This window comes from Burkholderia sp. Bp9015, from assembly GCF_003853505.1.
Lineage (GTDB): Bacteria > Pseudomonadota > Gammaproteobacteria > Burkholderiales > Burkholderiaceae > Burkholderia.
Window position 1 is genome coordinate 24,577 of sequence record NZ_QTPZ01000030.1, and the last position, 18,320, is coordinate 42,896.

The 18,320-nt window shown below is 67.5% G+C and carries 17 protein-coding genes; 16 read left to right on the forward strand and 1 reads right to left on the reverse strand.

The genetic code is table 11. From position 1 onward, the window contains the following. Positions 1 to 84: 84 nt before the first annotated feature. The 9 genes from DIE12_RS27220 (at position 85) to DIE12_RS27260 (ending at position 7,130) form a co-directional block, all read left to right on the forward strand. Positions 85 to 438, forward strand: coding sequence for a YciI family protein (locus DIE12_RS27220; protein ID WP_044846610.1), 354 nt, complete (start codon positions 85 to 87; stop codon positions 436 to 438). Positions 439 to 563: 125 nt separating this feature from the next. Next, positions 564 to 983 carry a YciI family protein gene (locus DIE12_RS27225; RefSeq protein ID WP_044846609.1) on the forward strand — a complete coding sequence of 140 codons (420 nt, stop codon included), beginning with the start codon at positions 564 to 566 and terminating at the stop codon, positions 981 to 983. Positions 984 to 1,018: 35 nt separating this feature from the next. Continuing rightward, positions 1,019 to 1,435 carry a VOC family protein gene (locus DIE12_RS27230; RefSeq protein WP_124486469.1) on the forward strand — a complete coding sequence of 139 codons (417 nt, stop codon included), beginning with the start codon at positions 1,019 to 1,021 and terminating at the stop codon, positions 1,433 to 1,435. After that, positions 1,432 to 2,700, forward strand: coding sequence for an RNA polymerase sigma factor (locus DIE12_RS27235; RefSeq protein ID WP_124522626.1), 1,269 nt, complete (start codon positions 1,432 to 1,434; stop codon positions 2,698 to 2,700). The genes DIE12_RS27230 and DIE12_RS27235 overlap by 4 nt, the downstream gene beginning before the upstream one ends. Before the next feature lie 244 nt (positions 2,701 to 2,944). Further along, positions 2,945 to 3,367 (forward strand): rubrerythrin family protein, encoded by a 423-nt coding sequence (locus DIE12_RS27240; protein WP_040140994.1) that lies wholly within the window; start codon positions 2,945 to 2,947, stop codon positions 3,365 to 3,367. 125 nt (positions 3,368 to 3,492) lie between these two features. Further along, on the forward strand, positions 3,493 to 4,830 hold the full coding sequence (locus tag DIE12_RS27245) for a heterodisulfide reductase-related iron-sulfur binding cluster (RefSeq protein WP_124486467.1): 1,338 nt from the start codon (positions 3,493 to 3,495) through the stop codon (positions 4,828 to 4,830). Positions 4,831 to 4,874: 44 nt separating this feature from the next. Then, entirely contained in the window at positions 4,875 to 5,456 is a 582-nt protein-coding gene (locus tag DIE12_RS27250; protein ID WP_124486466.1) for a DUF3501 family protein, read from the forward strand. A 136-nt stretch (positions 5,457 to 5,592) separates the two neighbouring features. Then, positions 5,593 to 5,961, forward strand: coding sequence for a hypothetical protein (locus DIE12_RS27255; protein ID WP_185641002.1), 369 nt, complete (start codon positions 5,593 to 5,595; stop codon positions 5,959 to 5,961). Positions 5,962 to 6,188: 227 nt separating this feature from the next. Continuing rightward, positions 6,189 to 7,130, forward strand: a complete 942-nt coding sequence (locus DIE12_RS27260; RefSeq protein ID WP_124486465.1) for a transposase — start codon at positions 6,189 to 6,191, stop codon at positions 7,128 to 7,130. 129 nt (positions 7,131 to 7,259) lie between these two features. Here the strand turns inward: DIE12_RS27260 and DIE12_RS27265 are convergent, their stop codons facing one another. Next, positions 7,260 to 8,786: a mannose-1-phosphate guanylyltransferase/mannose-6-phosphate isomerase gene (locus DIE12_RS27265; RefSeq protein ID WP_124522628.1), complete on the reverse strand. Its 1,527-nt coding sequence runs from the start codon at positions 8,784 to 8,786 to the stop codon at positions 7,260 to 7,262. A 426-nt stretch (positions 8,787 to 9,212) separates the two neighbouring features. Here DIE12_RS27265 and DIE12_RS27270 point away from each other — a divergent pair, with 426 nt between their 5' ends. From DIE12_RS27270 to DIE12_RS27300, 7 genes are all read left to right on the forward strand, one after another. After that, positions 9,213 to 10,586, forward strand: coding sequence for an undecaprenyl-phosphate glucose phosphotransferase (locus tag DIE12_RS27270; protein ID WP_124486463.1), 1,374 nt, complete (start codon positions 9,213 to 9,215; stop codon positions 10,584 to 10,586). Between the two features lie 67 nt (positions 10,587 to 10,653). Beyond that, positions 10,654 to 12,069 (forward strand): UDP-glucose/GDP-mannose dehydrogenase family protein, encoded by a 1,416-nt coding sequence (locus tag DIE12_RS27275; RefSeq protein ID WP_124486462.1) that lies wholly within the window; start codon positions 10,654 to 10,656, stop codon positions 12,067 to 12,069. Between the two features lie 49 nt (positions 12,070 to 12,118). Continuing rightward, entirely contained in the window at positions 12,119 to 12,562 is a 444-nt protein-coding gene (locus DIE12_RS27280) for a low molecular weight protein-tyrosine-phosphatase (RefSeq protein ID WP_124486461.1), read from the forward strand. Continuing rightward, the gene (locus tag DIE12_RS27285; protein WP_044846601.1) at positions 12,556 to 13,734 is read left to right on the forward strand and encodes a polysaccharide biosynthesis/export family protein; all 1,179 of its coding nucleotides are present in this window, start codon (positions 12,556 to 12,558) and stop codon (positions 13,732 to 13,734) included. Before DIE12_RS27280 ends, DIE12_RS27285 begins: the two co-directional genes overlap by 7 nt. A gap of 50 nt (positions 13,735 to 13,784) precedes the next feature. After that, positions 13,785 to 16,010, forward strand: a complete 2,226-nt coding sequence (locus DIE12_RS27290) for a polysaccharide biosynthesis tyrosine autokinase (protein WP_044846600.1) — start codon at positions 13,785 to 13,787, stop codon at positions 16,008 to 16,010. Positions 16,011 to 16,072: 62 nt separating this feature from the next. Continuing rightward, the gene (locus DIE12_RS27295) at positions 16,073 to 17,032 is read left to right on the forward strand and encodes a glycosyltransferase family 2 protein (RefSeq protein ID WP_044846599.1); all 960 of its coding nucleotides are present in this window, start codon (positions 16,073 to 16,075) and stop codon (positions 17,030 to 17,032) included. Between the two features lie 148 nt (positions 17,033 to 17,180). Continuing rightward, on the forward strand, positions 17,181 to 18,317 hold the full coding sequence (locus tag DIE12_RS27300) for a glycosyltransferase family 4 protein (RefSeq protein WP_124522630.1): 1,137 nt from the start codon (positions 17,181 to 17,183) through the stop codon (positions 18,315 to 18,317). Positions 18,318 to 18,320 lie beyond the last annotated feature (3 nt).

Here is an 18,320-nt window from a genome sequence, read left to right on the forward strand (position 1 = left end):
CGGCTGTTACGCTTCGCATCTGACGTGTCATTCCGGCCTGCGATCCGAACGCTTCTTGCGCACGGCCCCCCACTGGAGAGTTCCATGTCCTACATGCTGTTGATTGTCGAACCGACCGGCCAGCGCGCCGAACGCACGCTCGAGGAGGGGCAGGCGCTGTACGCGCGGATGGTCGATTTCGCTCAGACGCTGAAGGCGCGCGGCGTGCTGCGCGGCGTCGAGTCGCTCGAGCGCTCGGAGCGCGCGACGCGTGTGCAGGTGCGCGACGGCGAGACGCGCCTCGTCGACGGCCCGTTCGCCGAGGCGAAGGAAATGGTCGGCGGGTTCTTCATCGTCGACGTCGACACGCGCGAGGAAGCGATCGCGATCGCGCGCCAGTGTCCTGCCGCGCAATGGTGCACGGTCGAAGTGCGCGCGGTCGGCCCGTGCTTCCTGTGACGGCCGCGGCTCGGTGTTAACCCGGATTCGTCGCGCCGTACGTCGATCCGGTGGTCTGCCGCCCGTCGTAGGGATAAGGCGCCGACGAACGGACGCCCCTTTCCACCGATGACAAGGAGTGAACGATGCGATTCATGATCATGATCCGGGCGAACGCCGTCAGCGAATCCGACGCATTGCCGGACAACCGGCTGGTCGAGGCGATGACGGTCTATCACGAGGAGCTGGCCAAGGCCGGCGTGCTGCTCGATGCGAACGGCCTGCGGCCGAGCGCGCGCGGCTGGCGCGTGCGCTACTCAGGTGGCAAGGGCACGGTGGTCGACGGCCCGTTCGCGGAGACGAAGGAACTGATTGCCGGCTATACGCTGATCCAGGTGCGCTCGCGCGACGAGGCGCTCGAATGGACGCGCCGGTTTCCCGCGCCGTTCGGTGCGGAGATGGACTGCGAGATCGAGGTGCGGCCGCTGTTCGAACTCGACGACCTGACGCCCAGCGAGGCGGTCGAGCGGTTCCGCGAACTCAATGTCGGGCACGGCCACGCCTGACTCCACCCCAAGCCAATCTCACCGGAGCACCCGTCATGCACAAGATGGTTTTCATCAACCTGCCCGTGGCCGACCTGCCGCGCTCGAAGACGTTCTACCAGGCACTCGGTTTCGAAGTCGTACCGGCCTATACCAACGATCAGGCTGCCTGCATCAAGATCAGCGACACGATTTTCGCGATGCTGCTCGTGCGGCCGTTTTTCCAGACCTTCACCGGCAAGACCATCGTCGATCCGGCGACGCAGGTGCAAGCGCTGTCGTGCCTGTCGTGCGACAGCCGCGCCGAGGTCGACGCGATCGTCGCGAAGGCGCTCGCGGCCGGCGGGTCCGCGCCGCAAGCGCCGCGCGAGTATCCGAACATGTACGGCCACGGGTTCGACGATCCGGACGGCCACGCATGGGAGCTGATGGCCATGCCGCTCGATGTGTCCGCCCAGGGGCAAGCGTCGTGACGCGTGAGGCGACTCACCGTGCGATCGAAGCGGTCTGGCGGATCGAGGCGCCCAAGATCATCGCGCGCGCCGCGCGCGTGGTGCGCGACGTCGGCGTGGCCGAGGAACTGGCGCAGGACACGCTCGTCGCGGCGCTCGAGCACTGGCCCGTCGACGGCGTGCCCGACAATCCGGCCGCATGGCTGATGACGGCCGTGAAGCGGCGCGCGCTCGACCGGGTGCGGCAGGAGTCGCTGCATGCGGCGAAGCGCGACCAGCTCGGCCATGAAATGGACGCGCTCGAGGCGCACGTCGTCCCCGACATCGCGGAGGCGCTCGCCGACGCGCGCGACGACGATATCGGCGACGACCTGCTGCGGCTGATCTTCACGTCGTGCCATCCGGTGCTGTCGACCGATGCGCGCGTCGCGCTGACGTTGCGGCTGCTCGGCGGGCTGACCACGAGCGAGATCGCGCGTGCGTTCCTGTCGCCCGAGCCGACGATCGCGCAGCGCATCGTGCGCGCGAAGCGCACGCTCGCGGCGGCGCGCGTGCCGTTCGAGGTGCCGGCCGCCGACGCGCGGCCCGCGCGGCTCGCGTCGGTGCTCGAAGTGATCTATCTCGTGTTCAACGAAGGCCATGCGGCGACCGCGGGCGACGACTGGACGCGCCCGGCGCTGTGCGACGAGGCGCTGCGTCTCGGCCGCGTGCTCGCCGGGCTCGTGCCGGACGAAAGCGAAGTGCTCGGGCTCGTCGCGCTGATGGAACTGCAGGCGTCGCGCATGCATGCGCGGACCGATGCGCAGGGGCGGCCCGTGCTGCTGCTCGACCAGGACCGCAGCCGCTGGGATCCGCTGCTGATCCGGCGCGGCCTCGCGGCGCTCGAGCGGGCGACGAAGCTCGGCGGCGTGCGCGGCCCGTATGCGCTGCAGGCCGCGCTGGCGGCGTGTCATGCACGCGCGCGGCACGCGTCGGACACGGACTGGGCGCAGATCGTCGCGCTGTACGACGCGCTCGCCGAAGTCGCGCCGTCGCCGGTCGTCGAGCTGAACCGTGCGGTGGCGGTGGGGATGGCGTTCGGGCCTGCCGCGGCGCTGGAAATCGTCGACGTGCTGCGCGACGATCCGGCGCTCGCGCGCTATCACTGGTTGCCGAGCGTGCGTGGCGACCTGCTCGCGAAGCTCGGCCGCGCCGACGAGGCGAAGGTCGAGTTCCGCCGCGCGGCGGAATTGACCCGCAACGAGCGCGAAAGGGAATTGCTGTTGAAGCGCGCGACGGATGCGTGACGCAGACGGGCGACGCCGGTGTGCGTACACCGCGCGTCGCATCGGACGCCAGCGCCCCGCCTCCACCCGTCCCTCATTCCCGCTCCCCGCTATCGGACGGATTGAAAAAGCCTATTGGGGGATGCGAACGCCAGCGCCTAGATTAAAAGGCACGAAGCGTGCGTGTCCGGCGTACGCATCGTTCCCCATATCCATCATCGGCCCGGCTTCGCACGCGGCCGCGCCGACTCGAACGGAGGCGCACATGGCTCAACTCAAGGGCAGCAAGACCGAAGAGAATCTGAAGGCCGCATTCGCGGGCGAATCGCAAGCGAACCGGCGTTATCTGTATTTCGCTTCGAAGGCCGACGTCGAAGGCCAGAACGACGTCGCCGCGCTGTTCCGCTCGACTGCCGAAGGCGAAACGGGCCATGCGCACGGTCACCTCGAATACCTCGAAGCAGTCGGCGATCCGGCGACGGGTCTGCCGTTCGGCTCGTCGCGGCTGAACCTCGAATCGGCGATTGCCGGCGAGACGCACGAGTACACCGACATGTATCCGGGCATGGCGAAGACGGCGCGCGAAGAAGGCTTCGACGAAATCGCGAACTGGTTCGAGACGCTCGCGAAGGCCGAACGCAGCCACGCGAACCGCTATACGAAAGCGCTGGACGCACTCGTCGACTGACGCGGGCGTCGCCCCGAGGCCGCACGGCCCGGCCGGGCAGGTCCCGCGGCCGGCCGTGCGTTGATCGCCGCCCGCGCCGCGCGGGCGGCGCGTTCGCGCGCATGCGCGCCACGCTGGAGCGCCTCATGCCCCACAAGGAAGGCAGTCTCGAAGCCCCGACCCGGCATCCGCTCGACTGGCAGTCCGAAGCGTTCTACGACCAGGCCGCGATCGATGCGGAAATGACGCGCGTGTTCGACATCTGCGCCGGTTGCCGGCGCTGCGTGTCGCTGTGCGGCGCGTTTCCCGCGCTGTTCGATCTCGTCGACGACACGCCGACGGGCGACATCGAGGAAGTGCCGAAGGACGCGTTCGGCAAGGTCGTCGACCAGTGCTACCTGTGCGACCTCTGCTACATGACGAAATGCCCGTACGTGCCGCCGCACGCATGGAACGTCGACTTCCCGCACCTGATGCTGCGCGGCAAGGCCGCGCGCTACAAGCGCGGCGAGGCGCCGTTGCGCGACAAGGTGCTGTCGAACACCGACGCGCTCGGCCATTTCGCGGGCATTCCGATCGTCACGCAGACGGTGAACGCGGTCAATCGCACGCCGCCCGCGCGCCACGCGCTCGAAGCGGCGCTCGGCGTCGATCGCAACGCATGGCTGCCGGAGTTCGCACCGCGCAAGTTCCGGCGCGCGGCGAAGCGCTCGGACGGCCCGCCGGTTCGCGACGGCGAACGCACGCCCGGCAAGGTCGCGATCTACGCGACGTGCTACGTGAACTTCAACGAGCCGGGCATCGGCCACGACCTGCTCGCGATCCTCGCGCACAACGAGATCCCGTACGAGCTCGTCACGCGCGAAGCGTGCTGCGGGATGCCGCTGCTCGAGCAGGGCAATCTCGCGGGCGTCGCCGCGAAGAAGGCCGTGAACATGCCGGTGCTGGAGCGCTATGCGCGCGAAGGCTATGCGCTGATCGGCGCGATCCCGAGCTGCGTGCTGATGTACAAGAGCGAACTGCCGCTGATGTTCCCCGGCGACGAAGCCGTGCGCGCGGTGGCCGATGCATTCTGGGATCCGTTCGAGTACGTGATCGCGCGGCATCGCGACGGGTTGCTGAAGACCGATTTCAAGCAGGGCCTCGGCACCGTGTCGTATCACGTGCCGTGCCACGCGCGCGTGCAGAACATCGGCCGCAAGACGGCCGACACGCTGTCGCTCGTGCCGGATACGCGCGTGAACGTCGTCGAGCGCTGTTCCGGGCACGCGGGCACGTTCGGCGTGAAGAAGGCCTTCCATGCGGACGCGATGCGGATCGGCGCGCCGGTGTTCAAGGCGATGGCCGAGCCGAAGCCGGATTTCGTGTCGTCGGACTGCGCGCTCGCCGGCCATCACATCGTGCAGGGCATCGACGAGAAAGGGTTGCCGGCCGCGCCGCTCGCGCATCCGCTGACGCTGCTGCGCCGCGCGTATGGCATCTGAACCGGCCGCTTCACGACGACATCGACGCTATCCGAGGACATCCCATGACGCTCACCCGCGACTCGCTGCTGACGCTCGAAGCGTACGCGAAGATCCGCAAGACCGAACATGCGCGGCTCGTCGCGCACAAGCGCCGCCGCGCGGTGGCGCTCGGCAACCATCTGCGCCTCCTGTTCGAGGACGAGACCACGATCCGCTACCAGATCCAGGAAATGCTGCACATCGAGAAGATCTTCGACGAGGCCGGCATCGAAGGCGAACTGGAAGCCTATCTGCCGCTCGTGCCCGACGGCACCAACCTGAAGGCGACGCTGCAGATCGAATACGAGCACGAAGCCGAGCGGCGCGCGGCGCTCGCGCGGCTGATCGGCGTCGAGGATCGCGTGTACCTGCGGGTCGACGGGCACCCTGACGTCTATGCGATCGCCGACGAGGATCTCGACCGCGACAACGCGGAGAAGACCTCGGCCGTGCATTTCGTGCGCTTCGAACTGAGCGGCCCGATGCGCGCGGCGCTCAAGGACGGCGCGACGCTGTCGATCGGCTGCGATCACCCGGCCTATACGGTGTCGCCGCAACGCATCGCGGCGGACGTGGCCGCGTCGCTGGCCGGCGATCTGCGCTGACGCGCGGCCGGGCGCCGCGCTCCATATCGCGCGGATCGCACGTCGTCCGGCCGCGAAACGCAGCGCCCGACCGTCGCGCCCGCCGCTGTCGCCTGCCCATTACCGCCGAAGATGTAACAGGCCCGTGCACGCTTGCATGCCGGGAAACAATGTGCATCGCCTGTCCGATCGCTTTCATTACTCGCCGAGAAACAATAAAAAGATTGTGCGCGGAGAAATTTCGGTTCAAGGCAATTTGAATGATTTACCGATCCGTGAATATCTTGTTACGAAATTTTCCCTGATTTACCGATTTTGGCCGGGCATTCGCGGGGTGGTTGCCGGCAAGGGTCGGAACATGGCGGATCGCTTGCCGGGCGGGGTGCGGCCGCACCCCGCAGAGCCCCGCCAGACGGGGCTTCCCAGCGTTGCGCATAACGATCGCGTAAAAAAATTCAACGGTAAATGGATTGCGCATCCATGGCAGGTTGTTTCAGTGCGTAACATTAAGTCATTGTCATATTGAGATAAACCCTGAGGATGGTATGCTTCGTGCACAAAAATTCCCACATTGGAGTGAGACCGTGATTTGTGCGCCATTGCCGGGAATGGCGGCACCGTGAAAGTGCGGTGTCGCGCCGGCATGCACAACAAGCGGATAACCATAATGTGCAACCGGGCCGCCCCGTGACGCGATGCGTGACGGCGGCGCCGACAATCGCAGCCCCGGCCTGGCTGTGTGGAGAAACAACTATGTTCTTCGATGAGCTTAACGATGAAGAGTGGTTTCGTCTTTCAACGCTGATCGCCGACGAGCCGATTCGGCTGAACCGTCGAGGCCGTCCACGCGCGGAACCGCGCGTCGTCGCCAACGCGGTCCTCTGGATCCTGACGACCGGTGAAGCGTGGTCCAAACTGCCCGGGCGCTATCCGTCCGGGCCGACGTGCCGCCGCCGCTACGAGGAGTGGCTCGCGAACGGCACGTTGCTGCAGATGATCGACGTGCTGACCCAGTTCAGCGGGCGCACGTTCGCGTATGTGCCGCCGCCGCCGGCGCCGGTCGCGCCGGCATGCCGTGCGGAGCCGGCGCCCGACAACGATCGTCTGCGCGGCGTGTTCTGGCAGAACCCCGAGTCGTGGCAACTGCCGGTCGCGCACGCAAACGTTTGGGATGGCGAGGGCGCGACGCTGTCCGCGATGCCGAACGACGCAGCGCACGCGTCGTCCGGAGCGTCGTTCGCGGTCCCGGGCGCGCAGCCCGCGGGGCTGCGCCACGGGCGTCCGTCCGCCGCGAGCTTTGCCGCGGCCGAGCCGCAAGTCGATGAATACCGCGGCTATACGATCTGCGGCAGTGCGCAGCCGGTGCAGAACCTGATGTATCGCGCGTGGGCCGAGATCATGCAGGACGATCGGCGCGTCGAGCGCTCGGGCCTGATCGGCCCGCGCTTCACCGATGCGGAGGAAGCCGAGCAGTACGCGCTCGACTGGGCGCGTCAGTGGATCGATCGCCACGGTGCGAGCGACGAACCGGTGCGTGCGCCGCAAAGCGAGGTGCTGGCCGGCCTGTCCGCGCTGGCGCGGGCCGAGTCGGACATCAAGCGCTTCATCGCCGAGCGTCGCGCGGGCGCGCTGTCCGAGAGCCGCAACGACTCGGTGCAGTCGGACCGCCGCGAATACGCGTACCGTGTAGGTTGATCGTCGTCCGCACGAAAAGAAAACGCGCGGGCCGTCGTGTGTCACGGCGCCCGCGCGTTGTTTTTTGTCGCTTCCATTGCCCGTGATGCCGGGCGCACCGCCGCGACGGCGCGCCCGGCAGGCATTGCGTCACTGGCGTCCGTAGGTATCGTCGAAGCGGACGATGTCGTCCTCGCCGAGGTACGCGCCCGACTGCACTTCGATCAGCTCGAGCGGCATCTTGCCGGGGTTCTCGAGACGGTGCGACACGCCGAGCGGGATGTACGTCGATTCGTTCTCGGACAGCAGGAAGGTTTCGTCGCCGCGCGTGATGCGCGCGGTGCCGCGCACGACGATCCAGTGCTCGGCGCGGTGGTGGTGCATCTGCAGCGACAGTCGCGCGCCCGGCTTCACGACGATGCGTTTGACCTGGAAGCGCTCGCCCGTGTCGACCGAGTCGTAGTGCCCCCACGGGCGATGGACCTTGCGGTGATCGGTCGCTTCCGCGCCGCGTTCGGCCTTGATGCGCCCGACGATTTTCTTCACGTCCTGCACGCAGGACTTGTCGGCGACGAGCACGGCGTCGGGCGTTTCGACGACGACGAGATTCTGCGTGCCGACACATGCGACGAGCCGGCTTTCCGAATGCGCGAAGGTCGATTCGGCATTCTCGAACAGCACGTGGCCGCGGCCGACGTTCTCGGCATCGTCCTTCGGCAGGATCTGCCAGATCGCGTCCCACGAACCGACGTCCGACCAGCCTGCGTCGAGCGGCACGACGACGCTTTCGCACAGCTGCGGCAGGTTCACGAGCCGCTCCATCACCGCGTAGTCGATCGAGTTCGACGGCGAGGACGCGAACGCGTCGCGGTCGACGCGGAAGAAGTCGCCGTCGTCCTTGCCGCGTGCGACGGCCTGCTCGCAGGCCGCGAGGATCTCGGGTTCGAGCTGGCGGATCGCGTTCAGCCACACCGATGCGCGCACGATGAAGATCCCGCTGTTCCACCAGTATTCGCCCGAGGCGACGTACTGCTGCGCGAGTTCGAGATGCGGCTTCTCGACGAAGCGGTCGAGACGGCGCACGTCGAGGTTGCCGGTGCCGGCATCGCCGAGCGGCGCGCCGACGCGGATGTAGCCGTAGCCCGTTTCGGCGCGGCCCGGCACGATGCCCATCGTCGCGATCTTGCCCTGGGCCGCGCAGTGCACGCCGGCCGCGACGGCCGCATGAAAGCGCGGCTGGTCGGCCACCGCGTGGTCGGCCGGCATCACGGTCATCACGGCATCGCCGCCGCCGGCGACGATCCGCAGCGCGGCGAGCGTCAGCGCGGGCGCGGTGTCGCGGCCGAGCGGCTCGAGCATGATCGACGCACGCTTGCCGGTCAGGCGCAGTTGCTCGGCGGTCGTGAAGCGGTGATCCTCGCCGCACACGATCAGCACGTCGTCGTTCAGCGGATGACCGGTCGCGAGGCCGTCGAGCCGCAGCGCGGTGGATTGCAGCAGCGAATGATCGCCGAGCAGGCCGATCAGCTGCTTCGGATAGTGTTCGCGCGACATCGGCCACAGACGCGTGCCCGAACCGCCGGCAAGGATCACCGGCTGCACCGCGACGCGCAGGCTGGCGTCGCTGGCGGCGGAAGAAGAAGGGCGCGTATCGGCTGCCACGGCCGGAGCATTCATGATGACACTCTCCTCGATTGAAGTCAGTGCCTGTTTGTAGCATGAAGTAAATCGACAATAAAACCGGACCTTTTGCAAGATATTCGTCGCGCACGGATCCGGGAAAATTTTCCGCGATAGCATCCGCTGCAAATAAAAAAGTAAAAAATAATTCGGGTGAGCGCGCTGGAGCCCTTTCCCGTAAAGGGATGCCGGGAACCGTAAAGTTTCCGAAAAAATCCCGATTCACGATCGATTCGGGAAAACGTGCCGAATTAATTCGAGAATGTCGCGGCAAGAATTTCCGATTATTTTTCGAAATACTTGTGCGCTTGAGAAGGGATTTTCTTACCGCTTCAATAGCGTCATGCAACGTTTGAATCGAAGGTGCGGCACGGGCTGCACGAGGAGCTGTTCGGCAAACGCCTGTTCAAAGAGGAAGCGGACATGTTGAGCGTGCTGGCGAGAGTCATCGATATCGCGATGGTCGTGTTGGGGGCGTTGATCGCCGCCGCGCTGCACGGCGGCAGCATCTGGCTCAACGACCTGCAGCGCACGACGGTGCTGTTCGACTGCCTGCTGGTGGTCGTGTTCTTTCCGGCCATCGGCATCTACCAGTCGTGGCGCGGCAAGCGTCTCGTCGGGCTGGTGGGGCGCGTGGCGTTCGCGTGGCTGGTGGTCGAGCTCGCGGGCATCCTGATGAGCTTCAGCTTTCACCAGTCGGGCGACCTGTCGCGGCTGTGGCTGGGTTACTGGGCAGTCGTGACGATGGCGCTGCTCGCCGGCTCGAAGGCCTGCGTGCACGTCGTGCTGCGACAACTGCGCCGCGGCGGCTACAACCTGAAGGCGGTCGCGATCGTCGGCGGCACGCCGGCGGCGCGGCGGCTGATCGCGCAGATGCGCTCGCGGCCGGAAGCGGGCTTCAACCCGGTGTGCGTATACGACGAAAGCGAAGCGCCGGGCGAAGTCGCGCTCGACGACGTGCGCATCGAGCGGCAGTTCGAATCGCTGGTGTGGCTGGTGCGCAGCCGCGCGATCAGCGAGCTGTGGCTCACGCTGCCGATCACGGAGGAGCGCCGGATTCACCAGATCGTGACGGTGTTCCGCCACGACTTCGTGAATATCCGTTTCATCCCGGACGTGCGCACGCTGTCGTTCTTCAACCAGGAAGTGGTCGAGGTGCTCGGCGTGCCGGCGATCAACCTCGCGGCGTCGCCGATCACCGACGTGCGGATCCTGCCGAAGTTCGTGTTCGACCGGCTGTTCGCGCTGGCGGCGCTCACGGCGCTCGCGCCGGTGATGGTGCTGATCGCGTGCCTGATCAAGCTCACGTCGCGCGGGCCGGTGTTCTTCCGCCAGAAGCGCAAGGGCATCGACGGGCACGAGTTCGAGATCTACAAGTTCCGCTCGATGAAAGTGCATCACGAAGTCGCGGGACAGGTCACGCAGGCGACCAAGAACGACACGCGCGTGACGCCGGTCGGGCGGTTCCTGCGCCGCACGAGCCTCGACGAACTGCCGCAGTTCATCAACGTGCTGAAGGGCGAGATGTCGGTCGTCGGCCCGCGGCCCCATGCGCTCGCGCACGACGACATCTACAAGGATCTGGTGAAGGGCTACATGTTCCGCTACCGGATCAAGCCGGGCATCACCGGCTGGGCACAGATCAACGGCTTTCGCGGCGAGACCGACCAGATCGAGAAGATGATGGGACGCGTGAAGCTCGATCTGTACTACATGCAGAACTGGTCGTTCTGGCTCGACATCAAGATCGTCGTGCTGACGCTCTGGAAAGGCTTCACCGGCAGCAACGCTTACTGACGCGCAACGCGCGCGGACACCCCGGTTTCACGAATTTCGAATCATTGGTCACGAGGTCCGACACATCATGAATCTGACTATCATCGGCAGCGGTTACGTAGGTCTTGTCACCGGCGCCTGTCTCGCCGACATCGGGCACGACGTGTTCTGCCTCGACGTCGATCAGGCGAAGATCGACGTCCTGAACAACGGCGGCGTGCCGATCCACGAGCCGGGCCTCAAGGAAGTCATCGCGCGCAATCGCGCGGCCGGCCGCCTGCGCTTCTCGACCGACATCGAGGCCGCGGTCGCGCACGGCGACGTGCAGTTCATCGCGGTCGGCACGCCGCCCGACGAGGACGGCTCGGCCGACCTGCAGTACGTGCTCGCGGCGGCGCGCAACATCGGCCGCTATATGAAAGGCTTCAAGGTGATCGTCGACAAGTCGACGGTGCCGGTCGGCACGGCCGAGCGCGTGCGTGCGGCGGTCGCCGAGGAACTCGCGAAGCGCGGCGGCGACGCGCCGATGTTCTCGGTCGTGTCGAATCCGGAATTCCTGAAGGAAGGCGCGGCGGTCGACGATTTCACGCGGCCGGACCGCATCGTGATCGGCTGCGACGACGACGTGCCGGGCGAACGCGCGCGCGAGCTGATGAAGAAGCTCTACGCGCCGTTCAACCGCAACCACGAACGCACGCTGTACATGGACGTGCGCTCGGCCGAATTCACGAAATACGCGGCCAACGCAATGCTCGCGACGCGCATCTCGTTCATGAACGAGCTCGCGAACCTGGCCGACCGCTTCGGCGCCGACATCGAGGCCGTGCGCCGCGGGATCGGCTCCGATCCGCGCATCGGCTATCACTTCCTGTACGCGGGCTGCGGCTATGGTGGCTCGTGCTTCCCGAAGGACGTCGAGGCGCTGATCCGCACCGCCGACGAGCACGGCCAGGCGCTGCAGATCCTGAAGGCCGTGTCGTCGGTGAACGCGACGCAAAAGCGCGTGCTGGCCGACAAGATCGTCGCGCGCTTCGGCGAGGACCTGACCGGTCGCACGTTCGCGATCTGGGGTCTCGCGTTCAAGCCGAACACCGACGACATGCGCGAAGCGCCGAGCCGCGAGCTGATCGCCGAGTTGCTGTCGCGCGGCGCGCGCATCGCCGCGTACGACCCGGTCGCGCAGCAGGAAGCGCGCCGCGTGCTCGCGCTCGATCTCGCGGACCACCCGAGCTGGCTCGAGCGCCTCAGCTTCGTCGACGACGAGGCGCAGGCCGCACGCGACGCCGATGCGCTCGTGATCGTCACCGAATGGAAGGCATTCAAGAGCCCGGATTTCGTCGCGCTCGGCCGCCTGTGGAAGTCGCCGGTCATCTTCGACGGCCGCAACCTGTACGAGCCGGAGACGATGAGCGAGCAGGGCATCGAATACCACCCGATCGGCCGCCCCGGCTCGCGCCAGGCCGTCGCCGCGCGCGTGCCGGGCGCCGCGCGCGCGAACGCGTAACCGGCGCGTTGCCGTTACCCGTCGTTACCCGTTACCGAATCGAGACGCCATGTTCCGCAACATCCTGATCGTCTGTCACGCGAACGTCTGCCGCAGCCCGGCGGCGGAACTGCTGTTCAAGTCGCACGCGGCGTCGCGTGGCGGCCCGCGCGTGACGTTCCACTCCGCCGGCGTGCGTGCCAACGACGGCGACGGCATCGATCCGGTGATGCGCCAACTTCTCGCCGAGCGCGGCGTCGATGCGACGACGCACCGTTCGCGGCGGCTGTCGCGCCGGATCGTGCGCGACGCCGACCTGATTCTCGTCAGCGAGCGCGAACAGATCAAGGCCGTCGAGGCGGTCGATCCGTTCGCGCGCGGCAAGGTCCACCTGCTGGGCAAGTGGGAGGACGCCGAGATCGCGGATCCGCATGGCGGCCCCGAGGCCGACTATCGCGAGAGCTACTCATTGATCGAACGTCTGGTTCAAGGATGGCTGCAAAAACTATGCTGAAACGTCCCATGCGCCCGCTGGCGCTCGCCGTCGCGATGACGACATTCCTGTCGGCCTGCGCGAGCGCGCCCGGCAACTATCTCGACTCGTCGAACCTGAAGGACGAAGGCCGGCAAGGGCAGGCCGAAACCTATCCGGTTCATTACATCGACGCGAAGCTGGTGATGGATCAGCTGCAGAAGCAGCAGGTCGAGCATCCGCTGCCGCCGGGCCGATACACCGATCCGTCGGAGTACGTGTACCGCGTCGGTCCGCAGGACATCCTCGGCGTCACGGTGTGGGATCACCCCGAGCTGACGACGCCGCAGGGCCAGTCGTTCTCGAGCGGCGGCAACACGACGCAGTCGGTCGCGGGCGCGCTGCAGCAGCCGTATACGACCGCGCTGCCGGGCCAGGCCGATCCGTACGGCCAGACCGTCGCCGCCGACGGCACGATCTTCTTCCCGTTCGTCGGCCGCATCCGCGTGGCGGGCAAGACGGTCGCGCAGATCCGCGAGCAGATGGCATCGACCCTCGCGCGCTATGTGAAGAATCCGCAGCTCGACGTGCGCGTGCTGTCGTTCCGCAGCCAGAAGGTGCAGGTGACGGGCGAGGTGAAGCAGCCGGGCCCGCTCGCGGTGAGCGACGTGCCGCTGACGCTCGTCGACGCGATCTCGCGCTCGGGCGGTTCGACCAACGAGGCCGACCTGCAGCGCGTGCGCCTGACGCGCGACGGCAAGCTCTACACGCTCGACGCGAACGGCGTGCTCGATCGCGGCGAAGTGAAGCAGAACGTGATGCTGCAGCCGGGCGACATCGTCAACGTGCCGGACCGCAGCGACAGCCGCGTGTTCATCATGGGCGAGGTCAAGACGCCGGTCACCGTGCCGATGCTCAAGGGCAAGCTGACCATCGCCGACGCGCTGACGGCCGGCGGCGGCATCCTCGACACCGATGCGAACCCGCGCAAGATCTACGTGATGCGCGGCATGCGCGACAACCCGACGAAGCCGGAAGTGTTCCGCCTCGACATGACGCAGCCGGATGCGCTGATGCTGTCGAGCCGCTTCCCGCTCCAGCCGCTCGACGTCGTCTACGTCAGCACGGCCGGCTCGGTGCAGTTCAACCGCGTGCTGCAGCAGGTGTTGCCGACGATCCAGACGATCTTCTACATGCGGCAAATCACGCGCTGATAGCCCGCCGGGGCGGCGCCTGCCCCCCGGCACCACTCAAGCGGGAACGAATGGTGAACACGCAAGCGAAACACTCCTACGCGGATCTGACCGCGAAAACCGAGGAAGAGGACGTCGTCCTCGGCCAGCTGCTCCAGGTGCTCATGGACGACATCTGGCTGCTGCTCGGCATCGCGGTGACCGTCATCGCGATGGCCGGCCTGTACTGCTACATCGCGAAGCCGGTCTATCAGGCCGACGTGCACGTGCGGGTCGAGGGCAACGACAACACGTCGCAGGCGCTCACCCAGACGCAGACGGGCGCGATGATCAACAGCGGTCCGCAGCAGGCGCCGACCGAAGCGGAAATCGAGATCATCAAGAGCCGCGGCGTCGTCGCGCCGGTCGTCGAGCAGTTCAAGCTGAACTTCTCGGTCGCGCCGAAGACGCTGCCGGTGCTCGGCAGCCTGGCCGCGCGCGTCGCGACGCCGGGCGAACCGGCGCGTGCGTGGTTCGGCCTGCGCTCGTACGCATGGGGCGGCGAAGTCGCCGACATCGACACGATCAACGTCGTGCCCGCGCTCGAAGGCAAGAAGCTGACGCTGACGGCCGGCCCGAACGGCACCTACACGCTGGTCGACCAGAACGGCAACCGTCTTCTGTCGGGCCGTGTCGGCGAATCGGAGCAGGCAGGCGGCGTGACGCTGCTCGTGCAGAAGCTCGTCGCGCGTCCGGGCACGCAATTCACGGTGGTCCGCTACAACGATCTCGATGCGATCACCGGCTTCCAGTCGGGCATCCAGGTGTCCGAGCAGGGCAAGCAGACGGGCGTCGTCCAGATCTCGCTCGAAGGCAAGGACCCGGACCAGACCGCCGCGATCGCGAACGCGCTCGCGCAGTCGTACCTGAACCAGCACGTGATCGCGAAGCAGGCCGAAGCGACCAAGATGCTCGACTTCCTGAAGGGCGAGGAACCGCGCCTGAAGTCCGACCTCGAGCGCGCGGAAGCCGCACTGACGCAGTACCAGCGCACGTCCGGCTCGATCAACGCGAGCGACGAGGCGAAGGTCTACCTCGAAGGCAGCGTGCAGTACGAGCAGCAGATCGCCGCGCAGCGCCTGCAGCTCGCGTCGCTCGCGCAGCGCTTCACCGATTCGCACCCGATGGTGATCGCCGCGAAGCAGCAGCTCGCGGAACTGCAGGGCGAGAAGGACAAGTTCAGCAACCGCTTCCGCAGCCTGCCGGCCACCGAAGTGAAGGCCGTCCAGCTCCAGCGTGACGCGAAGGTGGCCGAGGACATCTACGTGCTGCTGCTGAACCGCGTGCAGGAGCTGTCGGTGCAGAAGGCCGGCACGGGCGGCAACATCCACCTCGTCGATTCGGCGCTGCGCCCGGGCGATCCGGTCAAGCCGAAGAAGGTGCTGATCCTGTCGGCGGCGGTGTTCCTCGGGCTGATCCTCGGCACCGGCATCGTGTTCCTGCGTCGCAACCTGTTCCAGGGCATCGAGGATCCGGACCGCGTCGAGCGCACGTTCAACCTGCCGCTGTACGGGCTGGTGCCGCAAAGCGCCGAGCAGGTGAAGCTCGACGCCATGGCCGAGAAGGGCGGCGGCCGCGCGCGGCCGATCCTCGCGAGCCTGCGTCCGAAGGACCTGAGCGTCGAAAGCATGCGCAGCCTGCGCACCGCGATGCAGTTCGCGATGATGGACGCGAAGAACCGCGTGGTCGTGCTGACCGGCCCGACGCCGGGCATCGGCAAGAGCTTCCTGACGGTCAACCTCGCGGTGCTGCTCGCGCATTCCGGCAAGCGTGTGCTGCTGGTCGACGCCGACATGCGGCGCGGCATGCTCGACCGCTACTTCGGCCTCACCGCGCAGCCGGGCCTGTCCGAGCTGCTGAGCGACCAGTCGTCGCTCGAGGACGCGATCCGCGAGACGCCGGTGCAGGGCCTGTCGTTCATCTCGGCCGGCACGCGCCCGCCGAACCCGTCGGAACTGCTGATGTCGGCCCGTCTGCCGCAATACCTGGAAGGGCTCGGCAAGCGCTACGACGTCGTGCTGATCGACTCGCCGCCGGTGCTGGCGGTGACCGACGCGACCATCATCGGCCGCATGGCCGGCGCGACCTTCCTGGTGCTGCGCTCGGGCATGCATACCGAAGGCGAGATCGCCGACGCGATCAAGCGCCTGCGCACCGCGGGCGTCGATCTGGAAGGCGGGATCTTCAACGGCGTGCCGCCGAAGGCACGCGGCTACGGCCGCGGTTATGCGGCCGTCCACGAATACCTGAGCGCCTGACCGCATTGCACGAAACCGGGCCGGCGCGAGCCGCATCGGCCCGGCCGACTGGAGAACTTTCGATGAAAATTTCCGTGCTCGTTCCGACCTACCGGCGTCCCGCCGACCTCGCGCGCTGCCTGCTGGCGCTGCAGCGCCAGGCGCGGCTGCCCGACGAGGTGATCGTCGTCGCGCGCCCGGAGGACGATGCCACGCACGAGCGCCTCGCCGATCCGTCGGTCGGCGGCGCGCTGCCGCTGCGGATCGTGCCGGTCGACGTGCCGGGGCAGGTCGCCGCGCTGAACAAGGGGCTCGACTCGGCGCATGGCGACATCGTCGCGATCACCGACGACGACGCGGCGCCGCACGCCGACTGGCTCGCGCGCATCGAGGCCGTGTTCCTCGCCGACCCGCGCGTCGGCGCGGTGGGCGGCCGCGACTGGGTGCACGAGAAGGGTCGCGTGCTCGACGAATCGCGCGAACTCGTCGGCCAGCTCACACTGTCCGGCAAGATCGTCGGCAACCATCACCTGGGCGTCGGCGGCGCGCGCGAAGTCGACATGCTCAAGGGCGCGAACATGAGCTACCGCCGTGCCGCGATCGAGCGGCTGCGCTTCGACACGCGGCTGCGCGGCGCCGGTGCGCAGGTGCACAACGACATGGGTTTCAGCATGCACGTGCAGCGCGACGGCTGGAAGCTCGTCTACGACCCGGCGATCGCGGTCGACCATTTTCCGGCCGAGCGTTTCGACGACGACCGGCGCGACGCCGCGTCGCTGAATGCGATCAGCAACGGCGCGTACAACCTGCACCTGATCCTGCGCGAGCATCTGCCGCCGCTGCGGCGCGAGATCGCGTGGTGGTGGTGGACGCTGGTCGGCACGCGCGTCTACCCGGGTTTCGCGCACGTGCTGCTGTCGCTGCACACCGCGCGGCGCGACCGCGTGCGCGACCACTGGCGCGCGGTGCGCCGCGGCGCGCGCGAGGCGCGCCGCGCGAATCTTGCCCCCCACCGTGCGGCGATGCCGCCGGTGACGTCTTGAACGGGCCGCGCGCACGATGCACGGCCACCCGCGAAGGGCATGAAATGGTCCGACTCCCGCGCTCACTTGATTCGCTTGGAGGGGCGCAGCCCCTCCAGCTCCCTGAAGCTTGCCCGTCGGTGCATCCGACGGCCTGGCGGAGGCTGACATGACTTCGACGAAGGTTCACGTTCACCTGTTTTACGGTGCCGATCCGCGTACCTATCGACAAGGCGAGAACATCGGCTGCCTGTACGGCTATCACCACGCGGAATCCGACGAATTCCGGCTGACCTATTCGCAGGACCGCCGCGAGAACCGCGTCGCGAGCCTCGCGCGCCGTGCGCTGAAGGCGGCGCTCGGCTTCGACGTCGTGCACGCATGGCGCAATCGCGCCGCGCTGCTGAGCACGGACGTGATCTGGACGCACACCGAGCAGGAGCACCTCGCCGCCGCGCTGGTCCTGAAGCTCGCCGGCGCGCAGGGCAAGCGCCCGCTGCTGCTCGCGCAGAGCGTGTGGCTGTTCGACAAGTGGAACACCTTCGGCGGCCCGCGCCGCTGGCTGTACCGCAAGCTGCTCGCGCGCGCCGACGCGCTGACGACGCTCGCCCGCGACAACGCCGAGCTGTGCCGCCGCTATCTCGGGCGCGAAGCCGAGTTCGTCTACTACGGGCTGAACACGCAGGACTTCCCGCCGGCCGAACCGCGGCAATGGAAGCCGAACCGGCCGCTGCGGATCGCCGCGATCGGCAACGACCGCGACCGCGACTGGCGCACGTTCCTCGCCGCGTTCGGCGGCGACGAGCGCTACGACGTGCGGCTCGCGACGCGCCGCCGCGTGCCGCGCGAGTGGCATGCGCCGAACGTGAAGATCGGCTCGGCATCGGGCCTCGCGAAGCAGCACGAGCTGTACGCATGGGCCGACGTGATCGTCGTGCCGCTGCGGCCGAACTTCCATGCGTCGGGCATCACCGTGATGCTCGAGGCGGCGGCGGTCGGCAAGCCGATGATCGTGTCCGACGTGGGCGGCCTCAGCGACTACTTCCCGCACGACACGGCCGCCTACGTGCCGGCGTTCGACGCAGCGGCGATGCGCCAGGCCGCCGATCGCTTCGTGGCCGATCCGGCCGCCGCGCTCGAATGCGCGCGTGCCGCGGCCGCGTGCCTGCGCGAGCGCGACCTGACCACGCAGGCGTTCGCCGAGCAGCACGTGCGGATCACACGCGACCTGCTGCGCCGGCGTCGCACGCCGGCGGCCGCCGGTCTCGCGATGCCGCTCGCGGATTCGCGCCCGTCGTCGCGGTGAGAG